Consider the following 13,451-nt stretch of genomic DNA (forward strand, 5'->3'; position numbering starts at 1 on the left):
GCTTCACGCAGAAAGCCGCCTGTGTAGGCGGCTCTCGTTTATGTGGTTGCTTTGTTAAAGGTTCAAGTATGTGCAGGGGCATGGCGTACCCTGCACATCGTTTGAAACCTTAACCCATATCCTAAATCCAAAGGAGCAATCACGGCATACCAAACACCCCAAAGGTCAACCCCTGCCGTACCTTGCAAAAATCGCAGTCCTCTTTTATTTCTTGCCAGCCTTTTTTGACGAGTACATATCCGCTATCCCTAAAATCGCCCTCGCAACGAAAGCAAAGGGTCAGCACCATCATTTCGCCTTTTGAGGCTCGGCGATTTTCAATCCCAACACAGACCAACAGGGCGGTATCAATGGCAGCTTGTTCTTTTCCGCCAATACGCCCTATGTATCCAGTCATACGAGAGCGGTCAATCGTCCGTATCTGTTCCACCAAAGCCAGCGAATCATGTTCAAGTCCGCTTTCTTTAAGAAGAACAACGTGCGTAAGTAATGATGTTTTGTTGAGGTTGCGGGTAATCGGCACTACTACCACCGTGGGGCTGTGGGCGTTTCCGGCATTATTCTGCACTACCAGCACAGGACGAACATCACCCTGCTCCGAGCCGATTGTCGGATTGAGGTTAGCGTAGAACATATCGCCACGCTTGATTTGCTTTCTGTTCATTTCACATTCTCCGTTCCTTTATAAAGTATTGGTTGTGAGTTGAAATCACAGTAACAGGCTGGGTCACGATGAACGCTCCCCAGCCCGATGGCTCTAATTTCAACAAACGTGCGGAACACGCACATTTGAAATAAAGTCAGTTTTTTGTCTGCCGTATTTGCCACGCACCCCCGGCTGTTGGGAATATCTCAAACCACTTTGGTAAGTGTCATAATGCCAGCCAGCCGTGTTTCCACGGTTAGGCTCGCACTCCCCCCATGCTGATGGCGGGTCGCTCAATGCTGTGAGGCGTTCAAAGCGAAAGTATCATTATTTCCTCCTGTGGGTCTTGGCGAACAAGCCGCACCAATGGCTTGTCCGAGGCATCCGTTTATCGCTCTCGCCTTGCGGCGGTCATGGCGGCGGCTACCTCATATCGCTTTCCCTTGCGGGTCACAATCGGAATGTATTTGAGATACTGTGTATGACCGCTTTCAAGAGGCGGTATTTGTCAAAGAGCAATCGTGGGAGGAAAGTTCCTCTCATATAGCGTGAAAAAAGGCGCAGTTTGAGGGGGTGTTTTTCAGCCCTTTGACAAATATTTTTTTATTTTCTTTTCAGCCGCTTGCAAACTCTCGTGTACAGATTTTTGATTTGTTCCCTCACGCTCGGCGATTTGATAAGTTGAAAGCCCTTGAACGTGGTACATCAAGTACCGCCGCCGTTGAACATCGGTCAGCTTGTCCAACACAAGAACAGCCGATGATTTGCGTTTAGCATACGCCGCCGCTTGCTCTGCTTGTAGAATGACCTCATCTTCTGCGGATGGCACGGTGAACGCATCATTCTTATCATCAGCCAGCTTGTCCAACGATGTATTTTTCCACGATTGGCGGTAGCCGCTCCTGTCCGTTTCGTAGTAGTCCGCATCGGACAGGGCTTTAAGAGCCTCAAAGTCGGCGGCGGTTTTGGCGGGGTTTTCACGCAGATAATCCGCAAGGGTAATTTCTACGGTTTGGTCTGCAAAGCGGTAAACAATACCCTTTGCGTTTTTGTTGATGGCGTAATCACTATCTCTATAATTTTTCATGGGGTTTCCTCCATTCGATTTTTGAAAAAGCCGTAAAATCGAATGGAGGGAGGCGGTGCGCGCGTCCGAAAATACAAAAAAACTGCCGTCATTGTGCGTTCTCCCTTTCGAGAGCCACTACAAAGGCGGCAGCTTGGGTTGCGTTAAAAAGACGGGTCTTACAAAACGGCAACACGAAGTTGCCGCCTTGTAAGACCCGTCAAGCATTGTGATTCATCGCAAAGCGATGTCATGCGGACTCGGCACGGCGTTTGCGAGTGCAAACGCAAGTGAATGATGCCTGCCCGCCTGTTTCGGTCTGTATACGATAGCGGTGGTAGCCTTTTTATCCGCGAAGTCGCAGCCGTTGTCGGGGCGGTTTATGCCGCCATCCCCAGACTTTCACTGGGTAAGAGCAGGGCAGAACATTCCAACCGCTTGTTTCAGATTCCGTGAGGACAACGCTTAACCGCTCATTTTCAGAGCGATAAGGCTAATTTACCGATATTCAATTTTTAGTCTTGCTATGATTGACTATGCGGGGATTTTTTCACCCCTGTACACCACACCCACTTTCTCGTGACACAAGCGACATTGCCTGTATTCATGGCAAGGTGCTTTTATCCGTGTTGAAAATCGTAAAAGGTCAAGTTTACGTTTTTCATTCACTAACATGAATCGCTTGCCGCAGTAAGGGCATTTGATTTCTTTAAGTCGTTCGGATTCTTCGGGCTGTTTACCCTTGCCACCCTTTTTGCGGAAAGCCACGGCAGGCCAAAATTCCGGGGCGTGTCCGAATACCTCTATTACATATAAAACTTCCTCGCTGGTTTTGTAATCCATCAGATAATCCTCCAAAAACATTGATAATTCGCAATTTTGCGAACATAAGGGCAAATAAAAGACGAAAATTTACCGCCTCGACCCTTTATTAACAATCGCTGTTAGCTTTTCCAAACGAATAAGAGCAGCTCGTTTAGACACGCCGAAAGCCTTTGCCACATACTCCGGCAACTGCTGGGCGTAGCAATCGTCTTGATAACTCGCCCCTCTGATGATGCGGCGGGGTTTGTCGTTGTAAAACTTGAAAAAATCCTTGAACGCTATCCTCAATGCCGGACGGTTCATAAGAATTGCAGATGCCAAGAAATCCGCTTGTCGCTCCATGCGGGCGATGTCGGTGTTCTCTTTCATGGAACGGCTGTAATCTACACGCCCCTCTTTGGCGGCGATAAATTGGTTTTCGTATTTGCCAGCCGGACCGAAAGGATTGTCCTCCGCAAATGCCTTACGGTGCAAGAGCCAATGCGAACCCTCGTGCATCATAGTGAAACGCAAACGAGGAATGTTACGTTTTGCAAGCAAGGTTGGGCTGATAATAACCGTACCTGTTGATACAGGGATTTTCTCTGCTAATAAAGTCTGTTCGTTCAAGACCTCAACCGTTCCATCGTTAAACGCTGTAATCCCCAAGATGTTACTACCTACGCATAAGTGACGATAATCCACATCAAGGTGCAAGTAAAATTCAACAAACTTGTCAACGTCCAATGCGCTGGGTGTTCCGAGGGCATTGGGTGCAAAGTCTTTGACAAGTTCCCCTGCATAATCATCAAGCGAATCATATGTCGTGTACGGTATCATCGAAAACGAATATGGTGTATCAAACGCTTTCATCAAAAACTACTCCTTTCCTTCGAGTTGCTTAACGAACCGTTGCCAGTCTGCATCGCTTGCCCTTTCTTTGGCTACACGGAGAGCGATACGAGCCGCTTTGCTTTCGTTAATATATTCCGTCAAGTCGGGGGGAGAGGCCGAACGTGCCTTGCCCCATAAGTCGTAGAGGGTTTGACTGTCCGCATCGTTAAGATGCAAATGGGTAATAAGTGCATCCAAGAAGTCACGGTCAGCAGGGGAACGCCGTCCGGATTCAATGTCGCAGTAATGCCCCGCCGATATACCAATTTTTTCGGCAAGTGGTCTTATTGACACCTCTTTTTCGTTACGCTTATCTTTGAGGAACGCTCCGAACCTCTGATAATCATTCAACAGTATCATCCCTTTCTTGCATTAAATGTTCGATTGCGTTCGTTCGCAATGATGCGTACTTGCAGGGGATAAATAAGCGGCTTTATCGCCGCTGAGGTCGTTTGCATCTGTTCGCCGTGGTCGGCTTGCCCTGCCGATGCAAGGCAAGCCGTTAGCATTTTCGTTTGTCTTTGACTTTCACAACGACACGGAATTGTCGTTCGGGGTGCGCCTCTAAATCCCTGCCGATAATTTTCGATTCAACAACATCGTTATATCCGAAATACAGCAGGGTGCTTAACAAGTCATTTTTCACTTTCGGAACATATCCGAGTTTAGTTTCACCCAGCATGACTACAATCGCTTCGGGGTCATACGGATTGTCCGGCTCAGACTTCAAAGAAACAGACGTACCAAGTGTAAGCTGCTCGATAACGTCAAGCCCATCGTAGTATGTGAACCCCGCAATGTGAAAATCAAGTAGATTACGGCTTTTCTCGTACATTTGATTCACCTCCAAGAATTGATTTGCGGTTGATGAACCCATTATAACAAATAAGCTGTCCATTTGTACGGACAGCTTAGAGGAAATCGAAAAGGTGTACCTCAAACTGGACACCTAATCATACATAGCTGTGTTAGACTTGATAAGTTCTCGCATAGAGCCGACCAAGCTGTCCGGCGATACGATTTTAGCTTTATCACCAAACTGGAACATCCAACCCAAAAACACCGGGCTGACCGCTACATCAACAGACACTTCAAACCGTCCGTTATCCTTTGGTATGATTTTCGCATCCATGCCAAAGTAGTCCAGTACCACGTTCACCAAACTATTATCGAAAGCCAGCGTTGCCCTAACGACCTCGCCACTAAACATTCCAAAAGTCTGCTTGGCATACCTCGTGATATTGAATTTACTGCGGTCAAAATCGGCTTTGTGTTCAGACAACTCAACACTACCCATACGGTCTACCCTGTAATTCCGCAGTTCCTTGTTTTCGGCGTTGTATGCTACGAGGTAGTATTTATCACTATCCCAGCACAAGGTTACAGGCGTGACCTCGTATAAAGCACCATTTTTGCGGGGTGCAAGTTTCTTCTTCACGTTGTAATCGTAGTATTTGAATGTAATCTTCATCCCTGTGTTTATCGCCTCGTGGATTTTATCCACGCTGTAAAAAGACTGCTCATTAAATGATTTTGGACGGCCAGTAACGAAAATTTGGCGTTTTAATGCCGCTGATTGGGGGTGACTTGTAAAAGCAGCTACTTTTGAAATTAACTCCTCGCTCTTTTTTTCCGTGATAAAGCGGGAGGACTGCACCGCATCCACAAGCAGTTTAAGTTCGGGAAGTTCAAAGTGGCGATGCCCTATGTAATACCGAGGGATTCTACCCTTTGTGACTTCTATATCAAGTCCGTACTGACGGAGAATTTCTAAGTCTGTGTAAATGGACTTGCGTTCTGCGTGGACATCGTAGGTTGCAAGTGCAGAAATAATCTCCGGCATGGACATGGGGGTTTGTTCGTCAGTTCTTTCAAGTAATATCTTGCGAAGATAAAGCAGTTTAGCACGTTGATTTGGTGATGCTGGCATGATATGCCCTCCTCTCGTGAAATCGGATAATACTCTAACACCATCACGGTGTATAAATTTTCTTCTATTCCTTATATTACTATACAAACGGCAAAATATCAAGGAATTTGAGAATTTATCACGAGAACGCACGATTTAATTCTTGAAATTTGCCTTATTTTCTGATATAATGGCTGTGTTGTCGAAATCTTGCAATAGGTCGTGTGGATGATGAAAAGAGGTATTCATTTGAGAAAGGCAAGTTACAAAAAACTTTGGAAATTACTGATTGACAAGGACATGAACAAAAAAATGCTTGCTGATGCCGCCCATATAAGTTCGTCTAGCCTATCCAAGCTGGCAAAGGGCGAAACCGTCAATGTAGAAATTCTCATTAAAATCTGCAACGCCTTGAATTGTGAAATCGGCGATATTATGGAGTTGATTGAACCCGAAGAAATATAGGAGGCGGCATATTGAACGCTACACCATTTCACGCATACATTACCGCGCGGCGGCTTGCGGGCTTGGCTAATAGCAAAGCCCTTGTTTCTGTGTTCGCCTCGTCCTCCATCGGTGTATACCCATATCAAATCGCCGCCGCACGATTCGCCATGCGGTCAATGTACATAAAAGGTTGCATCCTCTGTGATGAGGGTAGTTTGGGTAAAACATATGAGGCTCTGTTGGTTGCCGCCCAGCGATGGTATGAGGGGAAAGACCGTTTATTACTCGTGTTGCCGATAAACCTTGTCGGGCAATGGACAAGTAAGTTGGAAAGTAGCTTTACCTTGCCATACACCATATGGAACGGCGGGAGCGAAATTCCCGAAAGTGATGGCATTATCATCACTACATATGATTATGCTGTTCGCAATGCTGATGCAATCGGTAGCAGAACATGGGATATGGTTATCTTTGACGAGGCCGACATTTTATTCAAACCCGAAAACAAAACCGTGGTGGCGTTAAAAGCGGCTACGGAGGGTGCTTTCAAACTGCTATTGACCCCAACGCCCATAACCATGAGTGTCATGGATATATACGGCTTAATTCATTTCATTGATGAAACGGTATTGCCGGAGGCAGACGATTTTTACAAGCGATATTTCCGCAAGCCTCAAAATTACTCTGAGTTGACCTCGTGGGTATCGCAATTCGCTTTCAGAACCTTGAAAAGTCAAGTGTCGCAGTATGTAAACATCACCGAGCGTTTGCCGATAACGATTGACTACTCATTAACTCCCGCCGAACGGACATTATACGCAAAGGTCGGAGCATACCTCGCCCTGTCAAAAAAAGCAGCATATCCGAATATGGACAGCTACGAGTTAAACTTGATGTGCTACCACATTCTTTCGTCCTCCCCAAAGGCGTTTTGCCGGACAGTAGACCAAGCCATTTCACGACTTGACGAGGGAAACGAAAAAACGCAGCTTGAAGAAATCAAGGCATTAGCCGCAGGGATAGCTGAGAGCGGAAAAATGATGGCTTTGCAAGCGGCACTCGAATCATGCTCTGCTGTGTTAAAACGGCTCAAAATCCCCTGCAAGGCGATTGTTTTCACCGACAACCTAACCACCCGCGACCTATTGGCAGACTGGCTGGGGCAAAAATCCTACCCAATCATAACCAGCCGAGAGAATGACTACATTGTAAAATTCAGAAATAGCCTCATTGCTGTGTTGATTGCTACTGACACCGCCGCAAAGGGGCTTGATATGGAGTTTTGCCCTGTTGTTATTAACTACGACTTGCTTTTCAACGCCGTGGAAATTGAGCAACGCATCAGCCGATGCCATCGACAAGGGCAGACCTCCGATGTTATTGTCGTAAATCTTCTTTCAAAAGAAAATCTATCCGATGTTCGGGTTTTAGAGTTAATAAATAAAAGAACCTTGCAATTTGACGGCATTTTTGGCATGAGTGATGATATTTTAGGTAGCTTTGATGCAGAAATCGAGAGTGTGCTGGGGCAAGCACGAAAGCCCGCCGAGATACAAAAAGCCTTTGATGCTAACCTCACCGCACACGAAGATGAAAACAGACCGCTCATATCCCACGCCGAGGATACGCTGTTTACCACATTTACCAAATCCATCGCCGACAAGATTTCCGTCACGCCACAGTATGTCACGGACATGGCTACTGACATCAATACAGACCTTTGGGAATTAGTAAAAACCCTCTTTGCCGAGCGTGACGATTACGATATTGATGATGAAAAAAAGACCGTAACGCTAACGGCTGATGAACCCCCGGTTTTGTTTTATCATTGGGTCGGAAAATCAAGCCGCCCCTACAAAGGATTGAAAAAATACGGCATGGGGCAAGATTTCAAGCCCCACCACGGAAAAATTACATTGACCTCCGTTGTCGGCAGGGGTGCGGTCAAGGAAGTGTCGTGTGCTGACATTGGTACGGTTGTGGTGGATGCAGACATCGAACCTTGCGAAATTGGGTTGTATGAAGTGGTTATATCGTCTTGCAAGACATGGCTTGCCTCGTATGATGTTCTCATTGGCATCACAGAAACAGGCGAAACCATGACGGACGAGCAATGCCAAGCCATTATGAAAATGTCAGTCCTATCTTACACAGAGGACGGCAACCGTGCCGCTAATTGGTTGCGTAGTGTGACAGGCGAAAGTGGCAGGGGTAGCCAGCTTGACTATCTTGTGCCGAAAGATACGTTGATTGAGCGATATGATGCTGAGAGCAACACGGCGAGAGCCGAGGAAATAGAACGCATTAAACTCCGTGCAATGCGGAAAAAGACCGTATTAGAACACTCCCTTGATGATTTGCGGGGGCAGATAAAAACTGTAAAGCAAGAACTGGCGACAAACGCTGGCGATAGGTTGAAAGAATACGCCGCAGAAAAGGGTTTGAAAGAACTTGAAAAACAGTTGCGTGTCGGGGAGCAAAATTTATACTTCGACCAAATGCGGGCTGATGTTGCTGCCGAGGAAGAAATAGCGACATTGACGGCAAAAGAGAGATATGAGGCACGGTCAAAGCGGCATTTCATAGTGGGTATTGTGGGGATGGATGAAGAATGAAAAATAAAATTTCCGAAGTGACACGGCAAGAGATTATTGACCTTTACATCATGGGTTTTACAGACCCGAATACTGGCAAAGAAATTAAGTGTTGTTGGTGTGGAAAATTGCATGAACCCGACTTTTTATCACGCCTGTACAACCTTAAAGATATGCGTTCAAATGATGGGAGGTTTTCCGATGCGTATAGCGATATATGGCAGCATCGTGTAAATAATTGGGATTGGGATGAAGATTGGGTGTTTTATGATGGACGGTTTTCAATTAAAACTGCACCCGATGATGAATGGCTAAGATTTTTATGCGAATCATTACATCCCGCAGTCAGAGAAGAAAAAAACAATTGGAATCATTTTGTTTCGCTCGTAAATCAATTATTGATAGTTGATGGTTTTGAGTTGTACGAAGAATCCCATATATCTGGCAGGCCAAAATTTGCATGGCGCAAGGCAAAGGGTAAAAACACGATTGTTGAAGCACAAGCGAAAAGCCTCGCTTTCAAGTTTAATTCCGATTATATAAATATGCAGATTAAGATTATGGATGAATCCATTGAAAAAAGCCCTGCCGATGCAATAGGAAAAGCCAAAGAACTGTTTGAAAATTGCTGTAAAACCGTTCTCAATGATTTGAAAACGCCGATTGATGAAAATTGGGATGTTATCCGCTTAACAAAAGAAACGTGTGGTGTGCTAAAACTAACTCCCGACCATATCACCGATTCTGTTAAAGCAAGCACTACAATAAAAAAACTGTTGGGGAATTTGTCTGTCATATCACAATCAATGGCTGAACTGCGAAATTCATACGGTAGCGGTCATGGTAAAGATGCAAAGTTTAAGGGGCTATCACCCCGCCATGCAAGATTGGCAGTTGGCTCAACTGTTGCGGCAGTATTGTTCATATGGGAAACTCATGAAGAACAAAAGGTGGTGAGTGGTAGTGTTAGATGATAACTTTAATAAGTTTTGGGTCAGCTTTAAGGCTTGGCATCGCTGTGACTTGCCGGATTCTTCGATGCTCAAAGATGAATATGTACAGGAAGGCTATGAATATGTAGCCGCACAATACGGAAATGGCTTTGATTCAATATCTTACAGATATGTCAATGTTGATTACGATTCCTTATATCAAAAAGAATATGGCGTTGAATGGATTGACCTTTTCGATAGTGACAACACCTCTGTGGCGGCATTCAAACCTTTTATTGAGTTGCTATATGATGTGTGCGTTAAGACTGATGAAAGATACCGATTTACAATAGCGATTAACGAACGGCTTAGAAAGTTTAAGATTCCATATAAACTACAAAGTGGAAAATTAAAAAGCGAGGGCTACAAGAGTACAGAGAAAATACAAAAAATCGTCAACTATGAAATGTGTGAGCGGAAAATTAGATTTTCAGAAGAAATGATTATGAGCCAAGATTTTTTGGATAAAAAAGCAGCCCTTGATTATATCGTAGACTCACTTCAATACCTTATCTCGGTTGCTTTGGGTGAACGAGTGCGAGATAAATACAAAGCCCTTGCTTTGACTATATCAGAAGATGAAAACAATAAAATTTATTCCGTGGTTAAAACAGAACTTGATGAACTGATGAAAATTGCAAATGAATTTTTTGACATCCGGCACAACGAATATCTTAATAAAGCCAAAGAAATGAGAGAATCGCTGAACGATAAAATGTTTATTGAGTACCTTTATAATCGGGTTTATGCTTTAACGTACTTAATACGACTCAAATATACTGTAAAACCAAAACAGGAGGTTCAAAATGGATAAGGTAAACGGCATGAGCATGGACATCGAACAAAACGAGCGGGATAAATTGCAAGTCTTGTTCCCGCAATGTTTCAAGGAGGGTAAGCTGGATATTGATATGCTCCTTAACCTTTGCGGCGAGTACATTGACGAAGATTTTGAAAAGTATAAATTCGAGTGGAAAGGAAAAGCTGAGTGTTTCCGCATTGCTGGCAAGCGTTCCACGGGCACACTACGCCCTGCCCCCGATGAGAGCGTGGATTTTGATACGACCAAGAACCTCTACATCGAAGGTGATAATCTTGAAGTGTTGAAACTCTTGCAAACGGCGTATTTCCGCAAGGTGAAGATGATTTACATTGACCCGCCATACAACACAGGCAATGATTTTGTGTACAACGATGATTTTAGCGACCCGATAGCCCATTACAAAGAAATCACCAGCCAAGCCACAAAGAGTAACCCCGAAAGCATGGGGCGTTTTCACACAGCATGGCTTAACATGATGTACCCACGATTGAGGTTGGCAGCCAATTTATTGCGTGATGATGGAGTAATTTTCATTTCAATAGATGATACCGAGTTTGAAAACCTAAAAAAACTTTGTAATGAGATTTTTGGCGAAGAAAACCATCTTGGCACATTTATATGGAAAAGGCGGCAAATGGTTGATAGCCGTTCAAAAACAGGCGTGTCCTCAGACCATGAATATGTGGTGTGTTATTCAAAGTATGATGGACGTATTCGTGGAAAATCAACAGACATGAGTAAATACGGGAACCCCGACAATGACCCCAAGGGCGATTGGATGAGTGCTGATATGACAGGCTTGGCTACTGCATCACAACGCCCGAATTTGCATTATGATTTAACCAATCCCGCAACAGGAATAACCTACCCATGTCCTCCGACTGGCTGGCGGTATGAGAAATCACGCATGGATAACCTAATCGCAGATGGAGAGGTTATTTTTCCAAAAGACCCAAAAGGCAGACCACGCAGAAAAAAATATGTAAAAGACTTATCGGGCGAATTTGCTGGATTCAGTACGGTGCTTGATACCGTTTATAACACACAAGCCACACGCGAACTAAGAACAATTTTTGACGATAAAGAATATTTTGATTTTCCAAAGCCTGTTGATTTAATAAAAATGCTCGTACAGCAAGGTAGCGTTGCTGCCGATGAGGACGATTCGGCTATTATCCTTGACTTCTTTTCCGGCTCTGCCACAACTGCCCACGCAGTTATGCAATTAAACACAGAGGACGGCGGCAATCGAAGATTCATTTTAGTACAGTTGCCGGAAGTCAATGCTGAAAAATCCGATGCTCATAAGGATGGATATTCAAGTATTGCCGAGATTGGAAAAGAACGCATACGCCGTGCGGGGTTAAAAATCCAGTCCGAACATGAGGCAAATAACACGCAATTATCCGTGGACGGCAACGAACAAGCACCGATTGACGTAGGTTTCCGTGTGTTCAAACTCGACACATCCAACCTCCACGCATGGGATGGTACACCTATCAACGATGGGAACACACAAACTCTTTGGGAGCGTTTTGATGCTCGTGAGAAAACAATCAAGCGTGACCGTTCCGACTTGGATATGGTTTTTGAAGTCATGTTGAAAATGGGTATTCACCTTGATTATGTGGTGTCTGAAATCACCGTAGGCAACCGCAAGTGCTACTCCATCGGCGAACGCCCCTTTGAATCAAGCCAAGACTGTATGATTCTCGTTTGTCTTGACTTCGGCATAACACCCGAAGATATAACCGCCTTTTGCGACCTTGCCCCGGCGAAAATCATCGCCGCAGAGGAGGCGTTTGAGGACAGTACGGCAATGAGTAACGCTCATTATATCTTGCGTGACAGGGATATTGAAATGAAATTACTGTAAGGGGGCGGATATGGAGGAAATTGTAGATAATCGTTATGGCTTGGTTAATGAGATAACAGAGGCAATTACGAATCACCCGATAATTATGATTTTGATTGCATTGGCTATTGTTATCCTATTGCTGTTTATTTCACGGTCTGTTTTCAAGAACACGAAATATGCTAGATTTGTTCAACAAAAAATTCTTGGAAATCCGTTTATATCTCTTTTTGCCATTTTGCTAACGATAGGATTAGCGACAATATGGATTTGGTGGGAGTTTGAGGACGAAATATCGCTAACGGCATGGAGCGTAATAATGAGTAGTGCCGTGGTTATTATGACTATAACATATAGCGTTATACAGTCAAAAAACACTTTTCGGCAGCAAGCCGCATTCGCACAACTTGGGCTTATGCCTTGCCTGTATGTGACTACCTCAAAAAACACGGCCATATTAACTCTACCGAGCGGATTAAAGGAAAATCAACCATTCCGTCAGACGTTCAAGATTGAATGTATTAGCGAGTACCCTGCTTTCGATGTAAATTGGTTTTTATGGACAAGCCCAACCAAACCCTACTTGTTTAGGGAATACGAAAAAAGCAAAGTGAAAATTCCTACTCCAACCTATACCCTTGTCAAAGGCAAGAGTTATCAAATTTCTCTCAACATAGAGAATGTGCATATGGAGCAAGTTTTGGTTGCTGAATATAAAGACATCAGTCGAAGTGAGTACACACAGATTTTTGCTTTGAAGTTAAATAAAGCATCGAATGAATTTGATGTTGATGGAGTGGATTCCCCTACACCCATTCCAGTAAATGAGCGAAATGTAAAGAAACGATAATAAAGCGTATTTACAAATTAGGGAGGATGACTTATGCCCGATGTAGTAATAACAGGATTGTTTTCATTGTTCGGTGCGATTCTTGGTGCTGTCACATCAATATTTGTCCTTAGCAGAACTATGAAAAAGAGCCTCCAACTTGAAATACAAAAAATAAACTTGCAAAAGGAGTCAGAGCTATCCATACGCTTATTGGACAAAAAGGAGGCTTATTTTGCGGAATTGCTGGTGGTTTTATCAACCGTAAGAAATGTGGCGATGGACTTTTGTGATTTTGGCTATACAGATGAAACAGAAACAAGTTTGCGACAAAGTAATGATGCAGTTTCTTTATACCTCAATTTATATGAAAAACGTAATATCCTTTATGTGCCGAAACAGATTCGCCACAAAGCGGCTGAAACATTGCATGGTTGGAAGTCATTTTGTACACGCGAAACTTCAAAGTGGAGCAAGGGAAATAGAGAAGATAGAGAACGTGATTATGAACATTTCATTTTGGAGGTCGAACATTTAGTCGAGGTCATAAAAAGAGAAATCGGCAGAGTATAACATCGAATGATGTTGTTGT

At 44.1% G+C, this 13,451-nt stretch carries 14 protein-coding genes; 7 read left to right on the forward strand and 7 right to left on the reverse strand.

Going from position 1 to position 13,451, the window contains the following annotated elements; all coding sequences use genetic code 11:
• Window positions 1-139 precede the first annotated feature (139 nt).
• The 7 genes from FWE06_03025 to FWE06_03055 form a co-directional block, all read right to left on the reverse strand.
• On the reverse strand, window positions 140-664 hold the full coding sequence (locus FWE06_03025) for a type II toxin-antitoxin system PemK/MazF family toxin (protein MCL2546155.1): 525 nt from the start codon (window positions 662-664) through the stop codon (window positions 140-142).
• 562 nt (window positions 665-1,226) lie between these two features.
• The gene (locus FWE06_03030) at window positions 1,227-1,733 is read right to left on the reverse strand and encodes an RNA polymerase subunit sigma-24 (GenBank protein MCL2546156.1); all 507 of its coding nucleotides are present in this window, start codon (window positions 1,731-1,733) and stop codon (window positions 1,227-1,229) included.
• 513 nt (window positions 1,734-2,246) lie between these two features.
• Window positions 2,247-2,555 (reverse strand): hypothetical protein, encoded by a 309-nt coding sequence (locus FWE06_03035; protein ID MCL2546157.1) that lies wholly within the window; start codon window positions 2,553-2,555, stop codon window positions 2,247-2,249.
• A 69-nt stretch (window positions 2,556-2,624) separates the two neighbouring features.
• Window positions 2,625-3,389, reverse strand: a complete 765-nt coding sequence (locus FWE06_03040; GenBank protein MCL2546158.1) for an ImmA/IrrE family metallo-endopeptidase — start codon at window positions 3,387-3,389, stop codon at window positions 2,625-2,627.
• A 6-nt stretch (window positions 3,390-3,395) separates the two neighbouring features.
• Window positions 3,396-3,761, reverse strand: coding sequence for a helix-turn-helix domain-containing protein (locus FWE06_03045; GenBank protein ID MCL2546159.1), 366 nt, complete (start codon window positions 3,759-3,761; stop codon window positions 3,396-3,398).
• A 151-nt stretch (window positions 3,762-3,912) separates the two neighbouring features.
• Window positions 3,913-4,245, reverse strand: coding sequence for an HIRAN domain-containing protein (locus FWE06_03050; protein MCL2546160.1), 333 nt, complete (start codon window positions 4,243-4,245; stop codon window positions 3,913-3,915).
• Window positions 4,246-4,359: 114 nt separating this feature from the next.
• The gene (locus FWE06_03055) at window positions 4,360-5,340 is read right to left on the reverse strand and encodes a WYL domain-containing protein (protein MCL2546161.1); all 981 of its coding nucleotides are present in this window, start codon (window positions 5,338-5,340) and stop codon (window positions 4,360-4,362) included.
• Window positions 5,341-5,619: 279 nt separating this feature from the next.
• Here FWE06_03055 and FWE06_03060 point away from each other — a divergent pair, with 279 nt between their 5' ends.
• Genes FWE06_03060 through FWE06_03090 form a run of 7 tightly spaced genes read left to right on the forward strand, consistent with a single transcriptional unit; the run spans window position 5,620 to window position 13,432 of the window.
• A complete protein-coding gene (locus tag FWE06_03060) occupies window positions 5,620-5,784 on the forward strand; it encodes a helix-turn-helix transcriptional regulator (GenBank protein MCL2546162.1) in 165 nt (54 codons plus the stop codon).
• An 11-nt stretch (window positions 5,785-5,795) separates the two neighbouring features.
• Window positions 5,796-8,381: a DEAD/DEAH box helicase gene (locus tag FWE06_03065; protein MCL2546163.1), complete on the forward strand. Its 2,586-nt coding sequence runs from the start codon at window positions 5,796-5,798 to the stop codon at window positions 8,379-8,381.
• Window positions 8,378-9,334 carry an abortive infection family protein gene (locus FWE06_03070; protein ID MCL2546164.1) on the forward strand — a complete coding sequence of 319 codons (957 nt, stop codon included), beginning with the start codon at window positions 8,378-8,380 and terminating at the stop codon, window positions 9,332-9,334. The genes FWE06_03065 and FWE06_03070 overlap by 4 nt, the downstream gene beginning before the upstream one ends.
• A complete protein-coding gene (locus FWE06_03075; GenBank protein MCL2546165.1) occupies window positions 9,324-10,166 on the forward strand; it encodes a hypothetical protein in 843 nt (280 codons plus the stop codon). The genes FWE06_03070 and FWE06_03075 overlap by 11 nt, the downstream gene beginning before the upstream one ends.
• On the forward strand, window positions 10,159-12,051 hold the full coding sequence (locus FWE06_03080) for a site-specific DNA-methyltransferase (GenBank protein ID MCL2546166.1): 1,893 nt from the start codon (window positions 10,159-10,161) through the stop codon (window positions 12,049-12,051). The genes FWE06_03075 and FWE06_03080 overlap by 8 nt, the downstream gene beginning before the upstream one ends.
• Before the next feature lie 10 nt (window positions 12,052-12,061).
• Window positions 12,062-12,880, forward strand: coding sequence for a hypothetical protein (locus FWE06_03085; GenBank protein ID MCL2546167.1), 819 nt, complete (start codon window positions 12,062-12,064; stop codon window positions 12,878-12,880).
• Between the two features lie 33 nt (window positions 12,881-12,913).
• Window positions 12,914-13,432 carry a hypothetical protein gene (locus tag FWE06_03090; GenBank protein MCL2546168.1) on the forward strand — a complete coding sequence of 173 codons (519 nt, stop codon included), beginning with the start codon at window positions 12,914-12,916 and terminating at the stop codon, window positions 13,430-13,432.
• Window positions 13,433-13,451 lie beyond the last annotated feature (19 nt).

The organism is Oscillospiraceae bacterium, assembly GCA_009780275.1.
Classification (GTDB): Bacteria; Bacillota; Clostridia; order Oscillospirales; family UBA929; genus WRAI01.